The organism is Chitinophaga sp. 180180018-3 (assembly GCF_037893185.1).
GTDB lineage: Bacteria > Bacteroidota > Bacteroidia > Chitinophagales > Chitinophagaceae > Chitinophaga.
The window spans coordinates 750,387-774,792 of the sequence record NZ_CP140772.1 but is presented as its reverse complement, the minus strand read 5'-3'; the positions used below and the strand labels follow the sequence as shown (position 1 = coordinate 774,792).

Genomic DNA, 24,406 nt, shown 5'->3' with positions numbered 1-24,406 from the left:
CCGTGTTCCCTTTTTCATTTTACTTTAAACTCTTATAACATGCATGCGAACCATATCTTAACTTAAACAATATTCACATTTCCTGATGTGATTTTAACATTTTACGCGATATTGCAATGATAAAACCTAGTTCAAATCCAAAAACCTTATGTGTGGAATAGTTGCTTATATCGGGCAGAGAGAAGCCTACCCGGTAGTATTAAAGGGCCTCAAAAGACTGGAATACCGCGGATATGACAGCGCGGGCGTAGCCATTATTAACGGTGGTTTAAAAGTATACAAGCGAAAAGACAAAGTTGCCGCTTTGGAGGAATTCGTGGCCGGGAAGGATATGCACAGTCATATCTCCATTGGTCATACCCGCTGGGCCACTCATGGGGAGCCATGCGACCGGAATGCCCACCCTCACTTATCCGGTGATGGCAAACTGGCCATGATTCATAATGGCATCATCGAAAACTACGTACAGTTAAAGCAGGAACTGATTAATCAGGGACACGTTTTTCATAGTGATACCGATACGGAAGTGTTGCTTCACTTCATTGAAGAAATTAAAAAACAAAACCAGTGCTCCCTCGAAGAAGCACTGCGTATTGCTTTAAAAAGGGTAGTAGGCGCGTATGTGATTGTATTGATAGACGAAGACAATCCGGATACACTTATCGCCGCCCGCAAGGGAAGTCCGCTGGTAATTGGCGTTGGTAAGGGAGAGCATTTCCTTGCTTCTGATGCGTCGCCTATTATTGAGTATACAAAAGAGGTCGTATATGTGAACGACTATGAAATTGCCATCATCAAGGCAGATGAACTGATTCTGAAAAACATCTCCAACGAAAGGCAAACACCTTACATCCAGAAGCTGGATATGGAGCTGGCTGCCATTGAAAAAGGCGGGTATGACCATTTCATGCTGAAGGAAATATTTGAACAGCCTCAAACCATCTTCGATAGTTTGCGTGGCCGCCTGGATGCGAAGAAAGGTACCCTCACCATGGGAGGCATGCGCGAGTATGCAGATATATTGAGCAATGCCAAACGTATCATCATCGTAGCCTGCGGTACCTCCTGGCATGCCGGGCTGGTAGCAGAATACATGATAGAGGAATTATGCCGCATACCGGTAGAAGTGGAATATGCTTCGGAATTCCGTTATCGCAACCCGGTAGTGGGTGAAGGCGATGTTATCATTGCCGTATCTCAATCCGGAGAAACAGCAGATACGCTGGTAGCCATTGAAAGCGCCAAAGAAAAAGGCGCGATCATACTCGGCGTTTGTAACGTGGTAGGTTCTTCTATTGCACGTTTATCACATGCAGGTGCTTATACCCACGCAGGGCCGGAAATCGGCGTTGCCAGCACCAAAGCATTCACTGCGCAGCTGGCGGTACTTTGCCTCGTAGGTCTCAAACTGGCGGCCGATAAAGGCACTATCGCACCTCAGCGCTTTCAGCACCTGCTGGACGAACTGGATCAGATACCGGAAAAAGTAGCCATAGCCCTGAAACTTGACGAGCAAATCAAACAGGTGGCTGATAAATATAAAGATGCACGCGACTTCCTGTACCTCGGCCGTGGGTATAACTTCCCGGTTGCACTGGAAGGCGCACTTAAACTGAAAGAAATTTCGTATATCCATGCAGAAGGATACCCTGCTGCGGAAATGAAACACGGTCCTATAGCCCTGGTAGATGAGCACCTGCCAGTGGTGATAGTAGCCACCAAAGACAGTTACTACGAAAAAGTTGTATCAAACATACAGGAGATCAAAGCCCGCAAGGGTAAAGTGATCGCTGTAGTCACCGAAGGAGATACCACCATCCCACCCATGGCAGACGATGTGATATTCGTACCCGCTGCCGACGAGCTGGTTGCTCCTATCATTTCGGTGATCCCTCTTCAGCTGCTCGCATACCATATCGGCGTTCTGAAAGGTCTGGATGTAGATAAACCCAGGAATCTGGCGAAGTCTGTAACCGTTGAATAAAAAGAATTACGAATCAGGAATTACGAATTACGAAATAAGCGGAGATAATAGCGAAAATAATATTCGCGTTTACTATCTCCCCGCTATGCCGTAATTCGTAATTCGTAATTCCTAATTCGTAATTCCTTAAAACGAATTCTTCTTATGAACAAAATCCAAAAACGCCCCCTCTCCGAACTGGGGTATAACTTCATTGAAACCACGTTACCGAAAGGCAAGGACGAATACTATCTGCGGAATGAGCAATGGAGCCGGCAGGATCAGTACAGAAGGCTTACTGCGTATGAGATAGAAGCCCTGGTACGTAACGACAATACCTCCGACGACTGGAATATCATATTTGTATCCAACGAATTTAATCCGCAACTGGTACAGCACTGCCACTTCTTTGGCATGGTGCGCATTGGTAAGCTGGAGCCATATTACCTCGAGTTCCATAATCTGCGGATGCCCGTAGGCTTGTACAACAGCACCATCTGCGCGTGCGATTTCGGCGACAACGTAGTAGTACACAACGTGAATTATCTTTCCCACTATATACTCGGCAATGAAGTAATGGTAGCCAACGTAAATGAGATGGCTACTACCGATTATGCCAAATTTGGTAATGGGATTTTGAAAGATGGAGAAAACGAAAGTGGCCGCATATGGATGGAGCTGTGTAACGAAAACGGTGGCAGAAGCGTGATGCCTTTCGATGGCATGCTTCCCGGAGATGCTTACCTGTGGACCCGCTACCGGGATGATGAGCAACTGCAGCAACAGTTTAAATCCTTCACTGAAAAGCAATTCGACAAACGACGTGGTTATTATGGCATGGTGGGTGATCGTACCGTGATCAAGAACTGTAAGATGATCAAAGATGTAACCATTGGTACGGATGCCTACCTGAAAGGGGCAAATAAACTAAAGAACCTGACTATTAACAGCAGTGCAGATGCTTCCTCCCAGATTGGAGAAGGCTGCGAACTGGTGAATGGTGTTGTAGGCTACGGCTGCCGCGTGTTCTACGGTGTTAAAGCCGTACGCTTTGTAATGGCTTCGCACTCTCAGCTGAAATACGGTGCCCGGCTGATCAACTCCTATCTTGGCAATAACGCTACTATTTCCTGCTGCGAAGTATTGAACTCATTGATATTTCCGGCACATGAACAGCACCATAACAACTCCTTCCTTTGTGCCGCACTGATCATGGGGCAAAGCAATATGGCGGCAGGCGCCACCATTGGCTCCAATCATAACTCCCGGGGCGCCGATGGGGAGATCATTGCCGGCAGGGGCTTCTGGCCAGGGCTATGCGTTAGCCTTAAACACAATTCCCGTTTCGCCTGCTTCACGCTGATCTCGAAAGGTAACTATATGTCGGAACTGAATATCCCCATCCCTTTCAGCCTTGTTGTGAATGATGAACACGACAACCGCCTGAAAATAATGCCCGGATACTGGTTCCTGTATAACATGTATGCTATTGCGCGCAACTCCTGGAAGTATGTGGACCGCGATAAACGGACCGACAAAGTACAGCTGATCGAATACGATTACCTGGCGCCTGATTCCGTGGAAGAACTATTCGATACCCTGGAAATCATGGAAACAGCTACTGGTAAAGCATGGTATGCCCTCCCCGAAAACACTGTTAAAAAAGAACTAACTGAGAAGGATATACGAAAGAAAGGGAAAGAATTATTACTGCATCATCCGGAAGAAGTAGCTAAGCTGACCATTCTCGTTAAAGGCTTCGAGAACAGCTCCCGGGAAGTGCAATTGTTAAAAGTTCACCGGGCCTATCCATTGTTCCGGGAAATGATCGTACTTTATGGTATTAAAAATATCATGGCAGTGGATATGCCCTCTTTCGCCGCATTACAAACAGCTGTTAAAACGGCGAAGCGGGAGGCCTGGCATAATATCGGCGGACAATTGATGAAAGCAGCAACAGTAGAGCAACTCAAATCCAGGATCAAAAAGAACAAGATCAATGGATGGCCTCAACTGCATGCCGCCTATGAAGAAACAGGCCGTAACTATGCTGCTGATAAGCTGGGACACGCTGTAGCTGCTTTGCTGGAAATCAAAGAGGCAGGCAGTCTGAGTGCGGGGCAGCTGGCAGCCTGGATGAAGGAATCCGTTGCCACACAGGAATGGATCACCGGCCAGATCAGGCGCAGTCGCGAGAAAGATTATAAAAATCCTTTCCGGCGCATGACCTACCAGAATGAAAATGAAATGAATATCGTGGTAGGCAGCCTGGAAAACAATAGCTTTATCAATCAGACTGCCACCGAGCTGGAGGCCTACAAGACTAAAGTGAACAAAATTATCAGAGAATGGGAACTAAAGAAAAAGTAAGATGTAGCTGGTCAGAGAAAGATAAACTCTATCAGGATTATCACGACCATGAATGGGGTACTCCCAATCATGACGATAAACATCTCTTTGAAATGCTGTGCCTGGAAGGCGCACAGGCCGGCCTTAGCTGGTATACCGTGCTCACCAAACGGGAGAACTACCGCAAAGCATTCGATAACTGGGATGCAAAAAAAATTGCGAAGTACGACGAGAAAAAAATAGAAGCATTAATGCAGAATGAAGGCATTATCCGTAATCGCCTGAAGATAAATGCGACGATAGGTAATGCCAAAGCATTTCTCGCTGTGCAGAAAGAGTTCGGTTCGTTCGACCAATACATCTGGTCGTTCGTACAGCATAGGCCCATTATTAATCATTACAAAGATATGAAGCAGGTTCCTGCCAAAACAGCGATCTCCGATGCCATGAGCAAAGACCTGCTCAAACGCGGGTTTAAGTTCGTTGGCTCCACTATCTGTTACGCTTATATGCAGGCTACCGGCATGGTGGATGATCATATGGAAGGATGCTGGAAGAAGTAGCCTGAGAATAGCTGCTGGCGGCTAACCGCTAGTAGCTGGCAGCTATTCTCACCTCACTAAGTTGTTTGTTGCCCAGAAAAGAATAATCCGTTAAAGTGTTCAGGAAAAAATATAATCTCCTTTTTTCTGTTTCTGATAAACGAATGCCATTTCGCACCAGCGGATCAGTGGTAGGAGTTACCTGTATGCCGTGATCATAGAAATCAAATACCTGAAAAATATCAAAGAAACGGCCGTCGTGCATATACGGAGAGCTCTTCAGGATATTGCGGAGCGACGGTACTTTAAACCGCAAATTATCATCGGTATTGCCGGTGATTTTCATTCTTCCTATATCATTTAAAGCAGACAGATAAGGTAATCCGTTACTTCTGTAACTCAGGTCTGTGAACAAAGGTTCTTTATGACAGGCAGCACATTTTTCCCTGAATATAGCATAGCCAGCTTCCTCTTCGGCTGTAAAAGCGGCCCCCGGCAGCTTCAGCATCACACTATCATATTTTGATCCGGCCGATATCATGGTGGCTATAAACTGCGCAAAAGCCTTGAACATACGCTCGCTGGTGACTTCGGGTGTTCCGAAAGCAGCTTTAAACATGCGCTGGTAGCGGGCATCCGCCTGCATATTCCGGAGCAGTGTTTTCAGGTCCATTCCCATTTCACGGGGATCTGTTAATGGTGTAAGTGGTTGTATCTCCAGGTGATTCACTCCTCCATCCCACATGAAGCTCCTTTGCCAAATCATGTTGAACAGTACAGGCACCGAACGGTTGCCCTGGTTCCCTTCCACGCCATGCGCCAGCGGATGATCGAAATGCCCGAATGCAGCAAACTGCTGATGGCAAAATCCACAGGATACGGTGCTGTCTTTCGACAACCGGTAATCATAGAACATAAACCGCCCCAGTTCCACTCCCTGTTTAGTAAGCGGATTTTTCGAGAAATCATACACTGGTTTGGGAAAATGCGGCGGCAGCTGTAACGCAAGCGGCTCAGGGCCTCTCTCCACTATCTTGCTGGCGCCGGCCTGTACCAGCAACAGCAACAGGCAGAAAGTACCTACAATATATATGGCCTTGTATTGCATGTATTAATGATCAATACCGGTGATAGAAAACATATGCTGATAATTTGCGGCAACCTTTTTTGCATAAATGCCCGGAGCCATGATCACCGATACCTCTTTAAAACTAATGGTATCCGGCAGGAACCACTTTTCCACATCTGCTGCCATGTTTATCTGTGGCTGCTTTCCGGCGCTTATCGTCAGCGGCTGTGAAAACTGCAGTGTGATATATCTGAGTACCTGATCTTTCTGACGGTATCCGCCCACATGAAATACAAACTCTTTCAGCAGCGATTTAGCGGCTGCTGCATGTCCCTCCAGCTGCGCCATGATATAACCACTGTTCCAGGTCCAGAACATGCCTGATTCCACCGCAAGCGCCCCGGATTGAACACCACTCGTGTTCCTTGCACTATCTACCCCCAGCAGAAAACGGATACTCCGGTACTGCCCCTCCGGAATGCTGTCGAGCCTGATCCGCTTTGAATCAGGCACCGCCTCATCTACCAGAAAATAAGCTGCTGGCAGCGCAACACTCGTTCCGTTGACAGTTTCCAGTGAAAAATTGCTGAGGAAATAACGGAAACGGCTAATCGTAAACTCTTCTCCCGAAGGATTCGTATAGGTCAACTGGTTCCTTACCAACGGCTGATGCCCAACCTGGTGCTTTACGGACAACAACAGGGAGGAAAAGGGTTTACCGGCATACTCCTGGGCAGAGAGGGTGTTGATAACCAGGAACCAGCAGGCACAGGAAATAAAAATCCGCAAAATCATGGTATCCTCATTTGTGTAAGGAAGTTACAATGATTTTGCGGATAAAAGTATTAAAAGAACGTGTTCAGCCTCAGGAAGCCGCATCCAGCTTATATCCCTTCGCGCCGAACCAAACCACTACGGCAAAGCATATCAGCGGAATAACATACGCCATCTGAATATTGGAAGCGTCGGAGATCAGGCCCATTAAAGGCGGGCAAACAGCCCCTCCTACGATAGACATGATCAGCAGGGAAGAACCAAACTTAGTATCTTTTCCAAGCCCGCGTATACCGAGTGAGAAGATAGTCGGGAACATGATCGACATAAAGAAGGGCACCAGCAATACTGCGCCGATAGCCACATAGCCTTTCGTTACCATAGCAATCAGTATCAATGCCACATTGATAATGCCGTAGATAGTCAGCAATACCTGCGGTTTTACCCTGCTCATCAGGAAGGTACCGAAGAAGCGGCCTATCATAAAGCCTAATCCGGCAACTGCTCCCAAAAGATTAGCTGCCTCTTTCTCAGGAATACCTGCTGAAAACCTGGCGAACCGGATAAAGAAGGCGTTTACCCCCACCTGCGCACCGATGTAAAAGAACTGGGCCACTACCGCCGCGATCAGGTGTTTATGCCTGAAAATACTACCGTTGCTTTTACTGGTATCGATGGATTTATCTTCCACTTCCTGCACATCCGGCATCCTGGTGAATACAAACAGCAGGGCAATGAACAACACCACTAACCCAATGATGATATAAGGCACTTTCACGGTTCCCGCTTCAGCAGAAAGGTATTGCTGCATCTGTGCGGGCGACATCGCGTCCATCTGGGCTTTGGTGAGCTCAGTACCGGAAAGGATGAACTTCGCACCAAGTACGGGGCCCAGCACGGCTCCGATCCCGTTAAATGATTGAGCCAGGTTAAGACGCGTGGTAGCTGTTTCCGGCGCCCCAAGTATAGTCACATACGGGTTGGCCGCTGTCTCCAAAAATGTTAATCCACTCGCTATCACAAACAGCGCTCCGAGGAACGCAATATATTCCCGGCTGTTGGCTGCCGGTATAAACAGGAAAGCCCCTATTGCATAAAGGCACAACCCGAAGATGATACCCGTCTTATACCCAAACTTGCGCATCACGGCGCCGGCAGGCAATGCCATCAGGAAATAGGCGGCAAATACCGCCGAATCAATCAATGAAGATTGCAAATCCGTAAGCTGGCAGGCCTTTTTCAGGTGCGGAATCAATACAGGACTCAGATTGTGGATAAGTGCCCAGAGAAAAAACAAACTGGTCACCAGGATAAACGGGAACAGGTAGCTACCTGGTTTGGCCCCTGTATCCTTACTACTGGTATAGGTAGAACTGCTTATTGCGCCTCCAGCCATAACGATGAAATTAATGTTTCAGGTAAAATGAATATTAAGTAACTAGTGCTTAGCTGATGGATCTGTCCAGATGTGTATAACCACCGTCTACGTACAGGATTTGCCCTGTAGTATGTGAGGAACGGGCCGACAGCAGGAACACCGTTGTATTGGCGATTTCTGCTGAAGTGGTCATCCTTTTTTCAAAAGGAATTTTCGAAGTGATGGAAGCCAGTTTCTCCTGTGGGTTAGGCAGTGAATTGATCCATGTTTCGTACAGTGGTGTCCATACTTCAGCGGGAATTACAGTATTCACACGGATGGAGTAAGGCAGCATTTCCACAGCCCATTCACGGGTGAGCGCATTGATAGCGCCTTTCGACGCTGCATAGCCACTGGTGTTTCCCTGACCGGTAGTAGCCACTTTGGAGCCGATATTCACAATATTTCCTTTCGTTGTTTTCAGGTAAGGCAGGGCAAAATGAGCCAGGTTGTAGTAGTGCGACAGGTTATGCTGCAGTGATTGCATAAACCTTTCGGGGCTGCCATTTTCCAGTCCAACGCCATCGTTGGCGCCGGCATTGTTCACCAATCCGTCTATTTTACCATATTTTGCTACGGTTTCGGTAATTACTTTCCTGCAATCCTCTACGTGTCCCAGTTCAGCGGTTATAGCCATTGCTTTTCCACCAGCCGCAATAATTTCGTTTACTGTTTTTTCGTTGTCGGCTGTACTTCTGCCTGCAATCACTGCAATGCCACCTTCGGCTGCCACCAGTTTTGAAATGGCTTCACCGATGCCCTTGGCTCCTCCGGTAACAATAATCACTTTCTCCTGTAATCCTAAATCCATAGTTTGTATGATGTTGATTTTTTATAGATGATAGAATGAGCGGGCATTCCCTCCCATTATTTGTTCCTGTTCTGTTATCGATAAATGGCTGATAAAATCTGTTATCAATCCTTTGACTTCGTTGTATTCAGCGGCCAGCAGGCATACCGGCCAGTCGGATCCGTATACGAGGCGGCCAGGGCCAAAGGCCTCCAGCGCTACTTCCAGGTAAGGCTGAAAATATGCCGGCTCCCATTGTTGCCAGTCGGCTTCCGTTACCAGGCCACTCAGCTTGCAATACACATGCGGCGCCTGGGCAATACGACGCATATGCGCTGCCCATTCGTTCAGCTCCCCTGCTTTGATCAGTGGTTTGGCCAGGTGATCAATGATCAGTGCCTGATCGGGAAACTTTTGTACAAACTCCTCTACAGCTGCTAACTGTTTCGGATATACGAGAATATCATAAGTAAATCCATGTTTCGACAACTCCCCAATACCTCTGCAAAAGTTGCTTCCCAACAGGAACCGGTTATCCGGTTCTGCCTGTACAATATGCCGGAATCCTTTCAGTTTCGGATGCCCCACATACTGCTCCAGTTGCCGGCTGATATCATCAGCCCGGAAATCGATCCATCCTACCACTCCCCTGATGAAGCTATGCTGCTCAGCGAGCGACAGCAGGAAAGCTGTTTCTTCTGCTGATTGATCTGCCTGCACTGCCACGCAGCCATGTACACCATTTGCCTCCAGTACGGGCGCAAGATCTTCCGGGTAAAAGTCGCGCCGGATCACCTGCATGGATTCATCTATCCATGCATCGCGTACCGGCTGATACTGCCAGAAATGTTGGTGTGCGTCAATAACCATGTGTATTTTTTAAAAAGGATACCGCTGCCGCAGCAACGGTATCCCATTATCTTATAATCCGAAGATCTGATCCATCATGATCCACTTCTCCCCTTCTTTGGCTACCGGCAATGCCTGCTGGTATTTCCACATCAGCCCTTCCCAAACCTGTACGGCCGGGTTAGCTGCATCCATAGCCGCTTTACGTTCAAATGAAAAAGTATCGTCTACTTCCATGATCATAAACAAGCGGTTACCGGCACGGTAAATATCCATTACCGTAATGCCACTATCGGTAATGCTTTTCTTTATCTCAGCAGATACGGTGCGATGATGTGCTTCGTATTCGCTGATCAGTTGCGGATCATCCACCAGATCGAGCGCCAGACAATATCTTTTCATAATCCTTTATTTGCTGGCTACAGCTTTTTGTTTAGAAGTACCCAGGCCATCGATGCCCAGTTCAATTACATCGCCCGGTTTCAGGAATACCTGCGGGTTCATGCCCAGTCCTACTCCGGCTGGTGTACCAGTGGAGATCACATCGCCCGGGAGCAATGTCATGAACTGGCTCAGGTAAGACACCACAAACGGTACGTTGAAAATGAAGTTGGAAGTATTTCCATCCTGCATTTTCTGGCCATTAACGGTGAGCCATAAACGAAGATTATTCACATCGGCGATTTCATCTTTGGTAGCCAGCCAGGGACCCAGCGGTGCAAATGTGTCACAGCTCTTTCCTTTCACCCACTGTCCGCCCCTTTCGATCTGGAATGCCCGCTCGCTGTAGTCGTTGTGCAAACAGTAACCGGCTACATAATCCAGCGCGTCTTTTTCTTCCACATAAGTTGTTTTCTTGCCGATTACAACCACCAGTTCCACTTCCCAGTCTGTTTTCTGACTGTTACGCGGAATCACTAAATCGTCGTTCGGACCAACGAGTGCAGAGGTGCTTTTGAAAAACACGATAGGTTCTACCGGAATTGCTGCATTGGTTTCACGGGCGTGATCGGCATAGTTAAGACCGATGCAGATAATTTTAGAAGGACGCTGAATAGGAGATCCCAGGCGGGTTCCGGCAGGTACCTGCGGACAGGAAGCAGCATTGGCTGTGTACCAGGCAGATAAACGTGCGAGGCCATCTGTCTCAAAAAATTTCTCTCCAAAATCTTCTCCGAATGCACTTACGTCAAACATCCCTGCATCTGTTACAACGCCCGGTTTTTCTTCGCCCGGTAATCCGAACCTTATCAGTTTCATATCAATATTTTTTGTGTTCTTTATTGAATTTGTTTTAATGTTTTGATCTGCAGCCTTCCGTTTTCTACTTCAAGATCTATCATGGGTTCTGCCTTGTTATCTTTTATAAAGGAGAAATACACATGATCATCCTTGCCGGTGGGCTGGATCGTTGCCCTGGTATCTTTCGGCAACGCCATGAACATACTTTTCCTCAATCCTCCAAACTCCACATACAATTCGAGGCTGTCGGCCGACGTCAGCGGGCGTATCTCTGCGATGAAATCGGCAATGATCTTACCTGACTGGATGTTCTTCTTATATTTCCCTACAATATTTCCGGCAGCAGACACCCGGCCCAGGCCCATGGTGTTTTCCATATATTGCCAGATAGTCGCAGGCGGTGTGGAAGCCCATAATATTTGCAGATCATTTTTTTCATTCACCGAAGCGTGGTAATAACGTGGCTGGTGATTGGCTTTCATGATCCCGATATAACAACTGTTGGGCGCATTCCACAACACCTTGTAGAGATCAGATTCAGGCACATCTTTCAACAACGACTGCTCAAACGTTTTTTCTTTTTTCTGGTCTTTTAACTGGAAAGTGATGGTCACTTTTCCGGTATCTTTTTCGCGACCTGATACCGCTACTCCGATGGACCCTGCTGGTGTGGCAGGTTTTACGGCCACCAGGGAGTCTTTGCCGTTCTGCTGCTGCTGGCTCCCTGAACCACAGGCGGCCAGAACGGTCAGGGCAACGATGAGCCCTATTCGAAAATGTTGCATGGGATAATTAAAGATTAATGAGTGAATATCCGAAAGATACGGGTAATCGCCCGCACTTCGTGCCCTCATGTCATTAATTATTCAACCTGATAAAACCACCATCAATAGGATAATCCGTACCCGTAATAAAACCTGCTTCATCAGAGCAGAGATACAGGGCCAGGTTACCTATTTCCACCGGCTTAGCCATGCGGCCGATCGGCTGTGTTTTACTAAGTTTCTCGAACATTTCTGCTTCTTTGCCGGGATAATTCTTAGCCAGGAATCCATCTACGAACGGTGTATGCACCCTTGCAGGAGATATACAGTTGCAGCGGATATTGGCGCCGAGGTAATCCTTCGCCACGGATAATGTCATGGTCAGTACCGCTCCCTTGCTCATAGAGTAAGCAAGACGGTCAGGAATACCTACCGTGGCCGCTATGGATGCTACGTTCAGGATCACGCCTCCTCCCTGCGCCTTCATTTGTTTGATCACTGCATACATGCAGTTATAGCTGCCTTTTACATTTACCTGGTAGATCCTGTCGAAATCCTGCTCAGTAGTATTTTCCAGGTTACCCACATGGGCAATGCCAGCACAGTTCACCAGGATATCCAGTTTACCGGCTGTTTTTACAATACCATCCATCACTTTGATCACTGCTGCCTGGTCGGCCACATTACACGCATGCACGGTTGCCTGCCCACCCGCAGCCTTGATCTCTTCCACCGTTGCTTTACCACCGTCTTCGTTCAGTTCCAGGATATGTACCTGAGCGCCACGGTCGCCAAATGTTTTCGCTATTGCCTGTCCTATTCCGCTACCACCTCCGGTGATAACTGCCACCTTATTGTCTAATCTGAACAGTTCCATACATTAAAAAATTTAAGGGTTCTAAAATACCTATTAATATAAGGCGATTGCTATTGTATTTTGACTGTATTCTATACTTTCTTGACTAATTTTGGAAAAATTCAATAATTACGCACAAATCCGGGGCATTTTGCGCAACTTTAGACATATGAGACGCTTTATTTTATCAGCTGTACTGTGGGCCGTTTCCTATGGCGTTTCCGCCCAGCAAATACCGGTTAACCAATATGGACTGGCAGTTATTACCAACCCCGGGCAATATCAGCAACTCGTGAAAAAAGACAGCAGCCAGCTGCTTGTAAACCTGGAACATTACATACCGGGTATAAAGAAAGATATACGATACGCGACCACCAATAACTTCACCAAACAGCGCCTCTATAAACGAACGGACATTTACCTGCGGCTACCGGCTGCCAAAGCCCTGAAAGCCGTGCAGGAAGCCCTTCGCAAAAAAGGATATGGCCTCCTCATTTACGATGCCTATCGCCCTTACCACATTACAGAAGCAATGTTCAAAATAGTGCCGAACGACCTGTATGCCGCCGATCCCCGGAAAGGATCCGGCCATAACCGCGGCGTAGCAGTAGACCTGAGTATGGTGGATCTGAAAACAAACAAACCGGTGCCCATGCCCACCGACTTCGACGACTTTACCTTTAAAGCACATGAAAACTATCAACCCGCCGACCCTGCGATAGCTGCTAACCGCAAACTACTACGCGATACCATGAAGCAATTCGGCTTCAAGGGCAGCTCCACAGAATGGTGGCATTACTATTTACCTCAATATAAAAGATACCCCCTCATGGATATAGACAATTTCTAAGAAGCATTATGGCACATACACCGTATCAGTCCTGTTCGGAAGACCTCCCCATTTGAAGTAATAAATACCAGGGGTTTGTGCCTTGAACGCAAATGTTTTGCTTTGTGGAGTAATGGCGCTGGAATTAGACTGACAGGGGGTTATAATTGCCTGGGCCCTGACAAAAACGGTATCGTTATTTACAGCTATCATAAATTGATTGATCAGGAAGGCAGTAGTAGGGAAATTACAACTCACATCAAAATATACGGCGTTTTGCGACCGGTCCGGCCCGTTAGTGGAGCCGAGGAACCGTACATTCGAAATATCTGCTGCACTAAAGCTGCTACAGTCATCGCTTTTATGGCAGGCAGCAATTAAGAATAAAAATGGCAGAAGTAAAAAGATTCGCATCAGGGATATATTTGTCCCCTGTAGAACGCAAATCAGCAGGAAAAAGTTACTGGCAGCAACCAGCTTTTAGCTACTGGTGGTTAGCAGCTAAAAGCCAGTGGCCAGCAGCTATTTTAATATATTTTATTCAACGCATCCACATAAGCATGTACAGATGCGTTCACGATATCAGTGGAAATACCGAAACCGTAGTAGGATTGTCCATTATGCTTTACGCGCATATTTACCTTGCTCACATCATCGCTACCACCGCGCATGGATTGAATATTGAATTCATCCAGCTGGATATCATCCTTGATAATATCGTGGATAGCATTGATGGTGGCATTTACCGGACCATTGCCGGCTGCACTGGCTTCTTTCTCTTCGCCGTTAACACGCAGTTTCACAGTCGCCATCGGGCGCAGCGGGTCGCCGCAAACTACCTGTAACAGGGTTACCTTGATAGCGTTATCGTCGTAAGTTTTGGCATCACCATCGCCCATCAGCTCCAGCAGATCGGCGTCGTTGATTTCTTTTTTGCTGTCGGCCATCACCAGGAAGCGCTGGTAAACTTCGTCGATATTGATCCTTTCCAGGTTGTAGCCCAGACGCTGCAGGTGGTGCTTCAGTGCATGACGACCGCTGCGGGCGGTGAGGATAATAGCATTGGAGTTGATACCCACATCTTCCGGATTCAGGATCTCGTAATTTTCCCTGTGTTTCAACACTCCGTCCTGGTGGATACCGGAACTATGTGCAAATGCATTGCGGCCCACAATCGCCTTGTTAGGCTGTACCGGCATATGCATCATGGTTTCCACGAGGTTGCTCAGCTCATAAATTCCTTTCGAGTTGATATTGGTATGATAACCCAGTGCATGATGCGTTTTGAGGATCATAGCCACTTCTTCCAGTGATGTATTACCGGCACGCTCTCCGATACCATTGATCGTACATTCTACCTGACGGGCACCATTCATAACACCAGCAATGGTATTGGCAGTAGCCAGTCCGAGGTCGTTGTGGCAGTGAACAGAGATAATGGCTTTATCGATATTGGAAACATGGTCTACCAGGTATTTGATCTTCGCACCGTACTGATCGGGCAGGCAATAACCATTGGTATCCGGGATATTCACAGTGGTAGCACCGGCGCCAATCACAGCTTCTATCAGGCGGGCCAGGTATTCATTGTCGGCACGGCCGGCATCTTCTGCGTAGAATTCTATATCATCCACGAATTTGCGGGCGTATTTCACTGCTGCTACTGCACGCTCCAATATTTCTTCACGGGTGCTGTTGAACTTATGTTTGATATGTATATCGGAAGATCCGATGCCGGTGTGGATACGCTTGCGCTTCGCAAAACGCAGCGCTTCCGCCGCAGCATCAATGTCTTTGTTGTTTGCACGGGTCAGGGCACAAATCACCGGTTCGGTGATGGCTTTGGAGATTTCCACCACGCTTTGGAAGTCGCCCGGACTGGAGATAGGGAAACCTGCTTCAATAATATCTACGCCCAGTGCTTCGAGCTTTCTGGCGATTTCAATTTTTTCTACAGTAGTCAGCTGACAGCCGGGAACCTGTTCCCCGTCACGTAAGGTGGTATCAAAGACGTATACACGATTTTTATCCATGATAAAGTAAATAATTTTATAGAATGATTAATTCAGATTCTCTAATACTTTGGCGCCCATTGCGTCGGTGCCCATAATAAAATCGTTAACGGTATGTTTGTTGGCAATATCCATTGTTCTGAACCCCTGTCTGAGCGTAGCTTCTACAGCTTTGATCACCCGTTGCGATTCTGTTTTCAGGCCGAAGGAGATATCGAGCATCAGCGCCGCTGAGAGGATCGATGCCAGCGGGTTGGCGATGCCTTTACCGGCAATATCATGCGCCGACCCATGTATTGGTTCGTAGAAACCAGTGCTGTCGCCTACAGAAGCGGAAGCCAGCATGCCCATAGATCCTGCGATCTGGGAAGCTTCATCCGTCAGGATATCCCCAAACAGGTTACCCGTCAATACTACATCGAAACGCTTGGGATCCTTGATCAGCTGCATGGCTGCATTGTCAATGAACATATGCTCTGTTTCCACATCCGGGTATTCCTTGGCCACTTCCTGCACTACTTCCCTCCAAAGACGGCTGGCTTCCAGCACGTTGGCTTTGTCTACAGAGCAAAGCCTTTTGCGGCGGGTCCGCGCTGCTTCATAAGCCTTGCGCGCAATGCGCTCCACTTCATAACGATGATAAATCATCAGGTCGGAAGCGGTATTACGGTCGGCAGTCCTGATCTTTTCGCCGAAATATACATCCCCGGTGAGCTCACGGAAAAAGAGGATATCCGCGCCACGCAGGATTTCCGGCTTGATACTGGACGCTTCCAGTAATTCATCAAACAGCTTGATGGGTCTGAGATTTGCATACAATCCGAGTTCTTTCCTGATCTTCAGGAGACCTTGCTCCGGTCTTACTTTCAACGTCGGATCATTGTCGTACTTCGCGTGTCCGATTGCACCGAACAGGATAGCATCCGATTCTTTTGCCTTCTGCAATGTTTCGTCCGGCAGCGGGTTTCCGGTTGCTTCGATTGCGGTATGCCCCATAATACCCTCCTCAAACGTGAAGGTATGATGGTAGTTCTTCGCAATGCATGTCAGCACCTTTTGTCCCCATGCCGTCACTTCCTGCCCGATTCCATCGCCGGGAATTACCAGTATTTTCTTCTCGATACCCATAGTTTGCTTTTAGCTGCTAGCTGCTGATTATTTAATAGTTAGTAGAAAGTATTTATCAGAAATTAAATGGACGTGTGGTTTCGTATTGCTCGATATCCTTACGGAGACTGAGTAAATAGTCGATATCATCGTAACCGTTCATCAGACAGGTTTTCTTATACTCATTGATATCGAAATGTTCCTTTTCGCCGGTGGCGGCGATCCTGATAAACTGGTTTTCCAGATCCACTTCCAGTGTGGCTTTCGGATCGGCTTCTATGGCTTTGAAAATCTTATCGAGGAAGGCATCACTTACCTGAACAGGCAGGATAAAGTTGTTGAGGGCATTGTTCTTGAAGATATCTGCAAAAAAACTGCTGACTACTACTTTAAACCCGGCGTCGGCAATAGCCCAGGCGGCATGTTCACGGGACGAACCGCAACCAAAGTTCTTGCCTGCAACGAGCACCTCTCCACCGTAAATCGGATTATTCAGAATGAATTCCGCCTTAAGTGTATTATCTGCATTAAAGCGCCAGTCGCGGAACAGGTTTTCCCCGAAGCCTTCCCGTGTAGTTGCTTTCAGGAAGCGCGCCGGAATGATCTGATCTGTATCTATGTTCTCAATGGGTACAGGTACCGCAGAAGAAACGAGATGTTTAAATATTTTACTCATGTTGAACTTTACAGTTTAAATTTTGGTGGCTGCTACTCTCAGGCGAACATAATCTGCATACAGCACGCCGTTTTTTGTAAGCTGAGGCCCCACCTCCTGCTGCACCTGGCGGATGATGGCATCTTTATCTGCCGCCGGCACTGTACTGAAAAAATGTGGACCAAACATTTCCAGCCAGTCGATGATCCCGTTTTCCGGGTCGGCCAGTTTGGAAGGACGGTCAAAGAAATGTACCCTGTCTATTCTGAATCCTGCGCTTTCCAATAATGTACAATATTCTGCGGGAGAAGGGAAATACCAGAATGGCTCATAACTATATCCATACTGTGCCATGGCTTTTTCCAGACCGGCAAGAATATGCTGCACATTGCCTTTCCCTCCCATTTCAATAGTCAGCCTTCCGCCTGTTTTCAGTTGTGCGTACATCCGGCCGATGGCCTTTTCCTTTTCTCTTACCCAGTGCAGGGTGGCATTGGAGAAGATGCCATCAAACTGTTGTGGCAAAGAAAACGTGGTGGCATCGGCTATTTCAAATTCAATGCCCGGAAAATGTTTGCGTGCGCTTTCGATCATGGCTGCAGAGGCATCGATCCCGGTGATCTGAGCTCCGCTCTCCGCCAGTTGTGCGGTGAGCTCGCCGGTGCCACAACCCAGGTCCAGTATATTTTCACCGGCTTTGGGCTGTAGCCAGTCGATAAGACTGTTGCCGTACTCAAAAACAAACGCATGCTTTTCTTTATATAAATCTGCATTCCATTGATCCATCACCCTAACTATTTTTTATGTCCTTTTATTATATCCAACTACCGGCCAACGGCTAACAATTCCCGTACATCGGTTACTTTTCCGGTGATCGCTGCAGCAGCTGCTGTCAGCGGGCTTGCCAGGAAAGTACGCGCATTGGGACCCTGACGGCCCTCGAAATTGCGGTTGGAGGTAGAGATGCAATACATGCCAGCCGGCACTTTATCTTCGTTCATACCCAGGCATGCTGAACATCCCGGTTCGCGCAGCTGGAAACCTGCTGCAGCAAATATTTGATCGATACCTTCTTCTTTCGCCTGGGCTTCCACCTGCTTGGACCCCGGAACAATCCATACCACTACATCATCTGCCTTATGCTTCCCTTTTACAAAATCAGCCACCAGACGCAGGTCTTCTATACGGGAGTTAGTGCAGCTGCCGATGAATACGTAGTCTACTTTTTTGCCCAGCAGCCCGGCGCCTGGTTTCAGATCCATATATTCGAGCGACTTGGAGAAAGAAGGTCTTTCTTTTTCCTCCAGCTGCTCCAATGCCGGAATATGGCCGGTGATACCCATGCCCATACCAGGGTTGGTACCATAGGTGATCTGCGGTTCTATATCTGCTGCATCAAAGCTGAGCACTTTATCAAACGCCGCATCGGCATCGCTGTAGAGCGTCTGCCAGTAAGCGAGGGCTTTGTCCCAGTCGGCGCCCTGAGGGGCGAACTCCCTTCCTTTAATATAATCGAACGTGGTTTCGTCCGGTGCAATCAGTCCTCCACGCGCTCCCATCTCAATACTCATATTACAAATGGTCATACGCGCTTCCATACTGAGGTTCCGGATAGCATCGCCGGTATATTCCACAAAATAGCCGGTAGCCCCGGAGGCGGATATTTTGGAGATGATATAAAGAATAATGTCTTTCGACAATACACCTCCGCCCAGCCTGCCATTCACTTCGATCTTCATTCTTTTAGGCTTATACTGCAGGATACACTGGGTGGCCAGCACCTGTTCCACTTCTGAAGTACCTATGCCAAAGGCTACCGCCCCAAAAGCACCATGGGTGCTGGTGTGGCTGTCGCCGCATACAATCGTCATTCCCGGCAGGGTAATTCCCAACTCCGGACCTATCACGTGCACAATCCCCTGATAACGGTGTCCGAGTCCATATAACTCCACTCCAAACTCACTGGTGTTTTTTGTCAGCATTTCCACCTGGTGGCGGCTCAATGCTTCTTTAATGGGCTGATCCTGATGTAGGGTAGGTACGTTGTGATCCGCTGTTGCCCTGGTTTTGCCCGGGCGGAATACCGGAATGCCACGCTTGCGCAAACCGTCAAATGCCTGCGGACTCGTCACTTCGTGAATAAAATGGGTGTTGATATACACCGCATCCGGATGACCCGGTTTGTTTGCCACGACATGACTGTCCCAGATTTTATCAAATAACGTTTTTCCCATCCTGTATCTTCCTTTTAAATTTGTTTTTATACCTTCAAATCTAATGGTCATTAATTAATCATCATATTGCTAAATTTGCTTTAATTACGACCTTTAAACGCCCTCGACATACATCAAGTTATTGTTTATCAATTACTTACAAGATTTTAATAACGATGCCCAACAGTCAAAGTGATGCTTTATTCATATTAATAAAAACTTTAACAAAAGCAGAAAAACGCAATTTTCAGCTGGCGTTCAACAAAAACAATACGAAAGAAGATGTACTGTTCATCCAGCTTTTCAACACACTCGACAAAATGAAGGAGTATGATGAGGAGCTGATCCTGAAAAAAATCACGGATATCAAGAAACAGCAGCTTTCCAACGTAAAAGCACACCTGTACAAGCACCTGTTATCGAGTTTACGTCAATTATACAAGCAAAAAGATCCGCTGATCGACCTCCGGGAGCAACTGGATCATGCCCGGGTACTTTATAATAAGGGACTGTACAACCAGAGCCTGAAAATACTGGCCAAAGCCAAAGTGGCGGCCATGGAGCAGGAAGAGGTGATGCTGACCTACGAAATTGTGGAGTTCGAAAAGCTGATCGAGTCCCGCCATATCACCCGTAGCCTGGAAAACCGCGCAGAGGTGCTTAGCTGTGAATCGAGGGAAATAGAGCAGCAGCTGACCAATATCAGCAGGCTCTCTACCCTGTCGCTCCGTATGTATGGTCTCTACCTGAAACTGGGCCATGCGCGCAACGAACGGGACGCCGAAATGGTAAAATCTTTCTTTGAAAGCCAGCTGCCTCCGCTGCAGCACGTACATATGAGCTTTTATGAGAAGGTGTATATGTACCAGGCATCCAGCTGGTATTACTATATACTGCAGGACTTTGTCATGTATTATCGCTATACCCAGAAATGGGTGGACCTGTTCCGGATGTATCCGTCGTTGCAGCAGACGGATATGGATCTGTACATCAAGGCGCAGCACAACCTGCTGACCGCGCATTTTTATACTTCCAATTTCGAGAAGTTCAAAGCAGCGTTGCTGGATCTGGAAGATTTCATCAGGGAGAACCAGGAGAATTTCCATGAAAATACCCGTACGTCTGCATTTGTATACCTGTATACGGCCAAGATTAACAGCTACTTCCTGGAAGGAACCTTTACAGAAGGGCTGGCAATGGTGCCGGAGCTGGAAACGGAGATCAGCAGGCATACCCTGAAAATCGACCAGCACCGGGTGCTGGTATTCTATTATAAGATTGCCTGTCTTTATTTTGGTAGTGGGGATAACTCCAAAGCCATTACCTATCTCAATAAAATCATTAACCTGAAAATAGGCAATCTGCGGGCAGATATACAGTGTTTCGCCCGGATCCTGCACCTCATAGCACATTATGAGCTGGAAAACTACAGCCTCGTGGAATATCTGATCAAATCGGTTTACCACTTTATCTCCAAACACAAGGATCTTGGATTGGTGATGGAAGAGATCATGAAATTTCTGCGCAGGTACATTTATGCCAACCCCAAGGCACTCCGCAGCGCCTTCATTGACCTGAAAGACAGGCTGGAACAGATCTCCCAGGATCCTTATGAGCGCAGGTCTTTCCTCTATCTCGATATCATATCCTGGCTGGAAAGCAAAATAGAAGGCATCCCGGTACAGGAAGTGATTCACCGGAAGTTTATCAACAAGGAAAAACGTATTTAGTTATTGTCTTTACTGGCCTGCTTCTTCTATATAAGGCTCATAGCTGCGGTACTTTCTGAAGAAAATAACCGCGGCCGCTATCTGTAGCAGCAGGATAGCCAGCCATTCGTAATGCCCGAGGATCATGAACAACACGATGAAGGAAGTAAGCATGGTATAACGCACATGCACCTCCGGATTCATCCGTGGGAAATACAGCAGGCAGCGGAACAGCAGCAACAGCGACAAAGCAATGCAGAAAACGGTGATCAGGCCGGGGAAAGATGTTTTCGTATAGGCATTTACGGTGATGATAACCATTTCCGGCAGGAACAGGATCAGGTATACCCCAAATTGCCGCAGATAATGTACCGGCAGGGATATGGGGAGGTTTTCCATGAAATTGAGATAGGTATCATCAAAAGCGCGGTGGTGTATCATCAGCTGCAGGTGCGTTAATACACATACGAGCACGCCCAGCTGCAATCCTCTCAGATCGAAATAACCGCCCTGCGCCATGATGGTGAAAGTCAGCCACAGCACTGCCGCGGAAAGCAGCTTGATGCTCACGATCCGGCGGGGGAAATTCGTAAACAGCTCATACAGGAAATACAGCACCGGGGGTTTGGTGAAGCGCCTGTTGAGCCAGCGTTGCAGGTGGCCTGTGAAGAAGATGATATCCGGTTGTTCCAGCTTCCGTTCGTATAACGCCAACGGCCATATGCAATTAGCGATATTCACCAGTACAATCAATACCGCCGGGATATAATAATGATGCAGGATGGCCATCAGTAGGGCAACGGCGGCATACACCAGTACCGGCATATAAATACCGGTATGCAGCCGGAACCAGATCACTCTCCGTTCCCGTTTCGGAATGCTGCCCATAGTGGAAAATAAAAACTCAAAGCCCTGCAGTTGAAAAGTTTTCAACATAAAGCCTGCACATTTCAGGGCGTAGGAAGTCCACAGTAATAACACGAGGAAAAGAAAACTGTAGCTTTCCAGGAACCCCATGATAAGCGAGCGGTGGTAACTGATGAGGTTAGACCCGTTCACGACGCCGAATAGCAGGTAGAACAATACCAGGAAAAATCCGGTATTCTGTATATAGAACCTTCTTGTGAATATCTTATTGAGTATCGCTGTTGTTGAACGCATAAGAAGTAAGCGTAATATTTTTATGATCCACCCTGAGTGTACCCGTTACTGTTATTTCTCCTTCATCCAGCGGCTGGTGGGAGGTAATGCAGAAAGACACGCCTTTGGCGCTGAACTGGCGGATCAGGTTGTACAGTACAGTCAGCGCGCGGGTGTCGATCGTGATCAGTGGCTCATCGAGCAGAATGAGGGCCGGGTTGCCGGTGAATGCCAGGATCAGCGAAAGCTTCTTGAGCATGCCGCTGGAGTAGCTGCTTACCGGGTTATTCACATAGATATCCACACCCATTTGATCACAGATATCGAGGATCTCCTCCCGGTTTCCTCCTTTTGTATTGATATAAAGCTCCAGCAGATCGCGTCCGGTAAGGAAAGAAGGAAACAGTGGTTCAGCTTCCGCGTAGTTGATCAGTCGCCGGAAGGCCACCGGATCCTGTCGGCTGTTCACATTTCCACGTATGATAATTTCTCCTTTAAACGGGATGAGGCCCGCCATCACCTTCATACAGGTGGTTTTGCCAGCCCCGTTCTCGCCCTGCAGCCAGTAGATCCCTTCCGGTAATTCGAGATGGGCGATCTCCAGGATGGGCACATCCTGGTAATTTTTCCTGACAGCTTGAAGTGTAATAACCGGTTCGGGCATAAGAAAATTTAAGGCTGTAAATATGAAAAAGTTAACGCATATATATGTGCAAAATACCTTCTTTTTAACAAAAATTTTTTAGGGAGATATTTTTTTGCTGAGGGTCATTTGTTTATCCGTAGTAGTGAAAAAATCATCATATAAAAACCCTGTTTTTCATATATACATCATCTTATATACGGCGGTGGTACTACCGTGTATAATTCCCCTTCCCTTTGAAGTGGGAAATCCGTGAAACATGCGGCGCCACTGCAACCTGATAATGTTCGATATCTTTTTCCACATCTGTTGAAAACTATTAGGTGTATGGCTTAACCGGATGCTTACATTTGTATTCCTGAGCGTTTGTATTCCTGGGCGTTTGGAAAAAGCAGAAGAGATTTTGAAATACTATTACCTGAGGGGAGAGAGTTGAGGACAGGTTAGTAGCTAACCCCGGACAGAAAAACCAAAAACCTTCGACAGTACCCATAAAATAATTAACGATGAGTAATGAGAATGAAATTCTTTTAAAAGAGAACAAGGAGCGTTTTGTGTTATTGCCGATCAAATTCCCTAAGATCTGGGAGCAATACAAGAAGCATGAAGCAAGTTTCTGGACAGCAGAAGAAATAGATTTAAGTAGCGATATGAAGGACTGGGCAAATCTGAATGATGGGGAACGTCATTTTATTTCTCATGTACTCGCCTTCTTTGCGGCCAGCGATGGTATTGTGAATGAAAATCTGGCCGTGAACTTCATGAGCGAAGTTCAGATCCCGGAAGCCCGTTGTTTTTATGGTTTCCAGATCATGATGGAAAATATCCACTCTGAAACATACGCCTTACTGATTGATACTTATGTTAAAGATCCGGTAGAAAAAGACCGGCTGTTCCATGCTATTGATACAGTTCCTGCTGTTAAGAAAAAAGCGGAATGGGCCCTGCGCTGGATCGAGAACGGCACCTTCGCGGAGCGCCTTGTAGCCTTCGCCGCCGTAGAAGGTATTTTCTTCAGTGGCAGTTTCTGCTCTATATTCTGGCTGAAGAAAAGAGGCCTCATGCCCGGACTGACCTTCTCCAACGAGCTTATCAGTCGCGATGAAGGACTCCACTGCGAATTTGCCTGCCTGCTTTACAGCATGCTGGAAAACAAACTGAGTGAAGAACAGGTACACACCATCATCCGTGATGCCGTGTCTTATGAAAAAGAATTCATTACTGAAGCCCTGCCGGTTGCCCTGATCGGTATGAATGCTGAGCTGATGTCGCAATACATCGAATTTGTTGCCGACAGATGGATCAGCGAATTAGGCTATCGCAAGATATTCAACGCGTCGAATCCCTTTGACTTCATGGAAATGATCTCACTCCAGGGTAAGACTAACTTCTTTGAGAAACGTGTGGGTGATTACCAGAAATCGGGTGTAATGGGCGGCACAAAAGAAGCCCAGACTTTCAGCCTGGAAGAAGATTTTTAATC

Annotated in this window: 23 protein-coding genes; 6 read left to right on the top strand and 17 right to left on the bottom strand. The window is 47.3% G+C overall.

Translation table 11 applies throughout. The features are described from left to right. Positions 1 to 148: 148 nt before the first annotated feature. The 3 genes from glmS (at position 149) to UNH61_RS03145 (ending at position 4,875) form a co-directional block, all read left to right on the top strand. A complete protein-coding gene (gene glmS, locus UNH61_RS03155; protein ID WP_326990658.1) occupies positions 149 to 1,984 on the top strand; it encodes a glutamine--fructose-6-phosphate transaminase (isomerizing) in 1,836 nt (611 codons plus the stop codon). Between the two features lie 144 nt (positions 1,985 to 2,128). Further along, a complete protein-coding gene (locus tag UNH61_RS03150; protein ID WP_326990657.1) occupies positions 2,129 to 4,333 on the top strand; it encodes a DUF4954 family protein in 2,205 nt (734 codons plus the stop codon). After that, on the top strand, positions 4,312 to 4,875 hold the full coding sequence (locus tag UNH61_RS03145) for a DNA-3-methyladenine glycosylase I (protein WP_326990656.1): 564 nt from the start codon (positions 4,312 to 4,314) through the stop codon (positions 4,873 to 4,875). Before UNH61_RS03150 ends, UNH61_RS03145 begins: the two co-directional genes overlap by 22 nt. 28 nt (positions 4,876 to 4,903) lie before the next feature. Here the strand turns inward: UNH61_RS03145 and UNH61_RS03140 are convergent, their stop codons facing one another. The 9 genes from UNH61_RS03140 to UNH61_RS03100 all read right to left on the bottom strand — a co-directional run bounded on the left by UNH61_RS03140 (position 4,904) and on the right by UNH61_RS03100 (position 12,636). Continuing rightward, positions 4,904 to 5,962 (bottom strand): cytochrome c peroxidase, encoded by a 1,059-nt coding sequence (locus tag UNH61_RS03140; protein ID WP_326990655.1) that lies wholly within the window; start codon positions 5,960 to 5,962, stop codon positions 4,904 to 4,906. Positions 5,963 to 5,965: 3 nt separating this feature from the next. Next, positions 5,966 to 6,718, bottom strand: a complete 753-nt coding sequence (locus UNH61_RS03135; protein WP_326990654.1) for an MbnP family protein — start codon at positions 6,716 to 6,718, stop codon at positions 5,966 to 5,968. A 70-nt stretch (positions 6,719 to 6,788) separates the two neighbouring features. After that, complete coding sequence (gene fucP / locus UNH61_RS03130) at positions 6,789 to 8,093, bottom strand: L-fucose:H+ symporter permease (protein WP_326990653.1); 1,305 nt, start codon at positions 8,091 to 8,093, stop codon at positions 6,789 to 6,791. A gap of 49 nt (positions 8,094 to 8,142) precedes the next feature. Continuing rightward, positions 8,143 to 8,925, bottom strand: coding sequence for an SDR family oxidoreductase (locus UNH61_RS03125; protein ID WP_326990652.1), 783 nt, complete (start codon positions 8,923 to 8,925; stop codon positions 8,143 to 8,145). 21 nt (positions 8,926 to 8,946) lie between these two features. Further along, positions 8,947 to 9,774: an amidohydrolase family protein gene (locus UNH61_RS03120; protein WP_326990651.1), complete on the bottom strand. Its 828-nt coding sequence runs from the start codon at positions 9,772 to 9,774 to the stop codon at positions 8,947 to 8,949. Positions 9,775 to 9,825: 51 nt separating this feature from the next. Then, positions 9,826 to 10,155, bottom strand: a complete 330-nt coding sequence (locus UNH61_RS03115) for an L-rhamnose mutarotase (RefSeq protein ID WP_326990650.1) — start codon at positions 10,153 to 10,155, stop codon at positions 9,826 to 9,828. Between the two features lie 6 nt (positions 10,156 to 10,161). Next, entirely contained in the window at positions 10,162 to 11,013 is an 852-nt protein-coding gene (locus tag UNH61_RS03110; protein ID WP_326990649.1) for a fumarylacetoacetate hydrolase family protein, read from the bottom strand. A gap of 20 nt (positions 11,014 to 11,033) precedes the next feature. Continuing rightward, entirely contained in the window at positions 11,034 to 11,780 is a 747-nt protein-coding gene (locus UNH61_RS03105; protein ID WP_326990648.1) for a hypothetical protein, read from the bottom strand. A 73-nt stretch (positions 11,781 to 11,853) separates the two neighbouring features. Continuing rightward, a complete protein-coding gene (locus tag UNH61_RS03100) occupies positions 11,854 to 12,636 on the bottom strand; it encodes an SDR family oxidoreductase (RefSeq protein WP_326990647.1) in 783 nt (260 codons plus the stop codon). Between the two features lie 148 nt (positions 12,637 to 12,784). Here UNH61_RS03100 and UNH61_RS03095 point away from each other — a divergent pair, with 148 nt between their 5' ends. After that, positions 12,785 to 13,465 (top strand): M15 family metallopeptidase, encoded by a 681-nt coding sequence (locus UNH61_RS03095; RefSeq protein WP_326990646.1) that lies wholly within the window; start codon positions 12,785 to 12,787, stop codon positions 13,463 to 13,465. A 6-nt stretch (positions 13,466 to 13,471) separates the two neighbouring features. Here the strand turns inward: UNH61_RS03095 and UNH61_RS03090 are convergent, their stop codons facing one another. From UNH61_RS03090 to leuC, 6 genes are all read right to left on the bottom strand, one after another. Next, positions 13,472 to 13,858, bottom strand: a complete 387-nt coding sequence (locus UNH61_RS03090) for a hypothetical protein (RefSeq protein WP_326990645.1) — start codon at positions 13,856 to 13,858, stop codon at positions 13,472 to 13,474. 113 nt (positions 13,859 to 13,971) lie between these two features. Beyond that, positions 13,972 to 15,477 carry a 2-isopropylmalate synthase gene (locus UNH61_RS03085; RefSeq protein ID WP_326990644.1) on the bottom strand — a complete coding sequence of 502 codons (1,506 nt, stop codon included), beginning with the start codon at positions 15,475 to 15,477 and terminating at the stop codon, positions 13,972 to 13,974. A 27-nt stretch (positions 15,478 to 15,504) separates the two neighbouring features. Continuing rightward, positions 15,505 to 16,584 carry a 3-isopropylmalate dehydrogenase gene (leuB, locus tag UNH61_RS03080; RefSeq protein ID WP_326990643.1) on the bottom strand — a complete coding sequence of 360 codons (1,080 nt, stop codon included), beginning with the start codon at positions 16,582 to 16,584 and terminating at the stop codon, positions 15,505 to 15,507. A 55-nt stretch (positions 16,585 to 16,639) separates the two neighbouring features. Further along, a complete protein-coding gene (leuD, locus tag UNH61_RS03075; protein ID WP_326990642.1) occupies positions 16,640 to 17,239 on the bottom strand; it encodes a 3-isopropylmalate dehydratase small subunit in 600 nt (199 codons plus the stop codon). A gap of 15 nt (positions 17,240 to 17,254) precedes the next feature. Next, the gene (locus UNH61_RS03070; RefSeq protein WP_326990641.1) at positions 17,255 to 18,004 is read right to left on the bottom strand and encodes a methyltransferase domain-containing protein; all 750 of its coding nucleotides are present in this window, start codon (positions 18,002 to 18,004) and stop codon (positions 17,255 to 17,257) included. A gap of 38 nt (positions 18,005 to 18,042) precedes the next feature. Further along, positions 18,043 to 19,452: a 3-isopropylmalate dehydratase large subunit gene (gene leuC, locus UNH61_RS03065; RefSeq protein WP_326990640.1), complete on the bottom strand. Its 1,410-nt coding sequence runs from the start codon at positions 19,450 to 19,452 to the stop codon at positions 18,043 to 18,045. A 155-nt stretch (positions 19,453 to 19,607) separates the two neighbouring features. Here leuC and UNH61_RS03060 point away from each other — a divergent pair, with 155 nt between their 5' ends. Then, positions 19,608 to 21,161 (top strand): hypothetical protein, encoded by a 1,554-nt coding sequence (locus UNH61_RS03060; protein WP_326990639.1) that lies wholly within the window; start codon positions 19,608 to 19,610, stop codon positions 21,159 to 21,161. A 9-nt stretch (positions 21,162 to 21,170) separates the two neighbouring features. Here UNH61_RS03060 and UNH61_RS03055 read toward each other — a convergent pair whose 3' ends face one another. Continuing rightward, positions 21,171 to 22,301, bottom strand: a complete 1,131-nt coding sequence (locus UNH61_RS03055; RefSeq protein ID WP_326990638.1) for a hypothetical protein — start codon at positions 22,299 to 22,301, stop codon at positions 21,171 to 21,173. Then, positions 22,273 to 22,944: an ABC transporter ATP-binding protein gene (locus UNH61_RS03050; RefSeq protein ID WP_326990637.1), complete on the bottom strand. Its 672-nt coding sequence runs from the start codon at positions 22,942 to 22,944 to the stop codon at positions 22,273 to 22,275. The genes UNH61_RS03055 and UNH61_RS03050 overlap by 29 nt, the downstream gene beginning before the upstream one ends. 485 nt (positions 22,945 to 23,429) lie before the next feature. Here UNH61_RS03050 and UNH61_RS03045 point away from each other — a divergent pair, with 485 nt between their 5' ends. Further along, positions 23,430 to 24,404: a ribonucleoside-diphosphate reductase small subunit gene (locus tag UNH61_RS03045; protein WP_326990636.1), complete on the top strand. Its 975-nt coding sequence runs from the start codon at positions 23,430 to 23,432 to the stop codon at positions 24,402 to 24,404. The last annotated feature ends 2 nt before the right edge of the window (positions 24,405 to 24,406 follow it).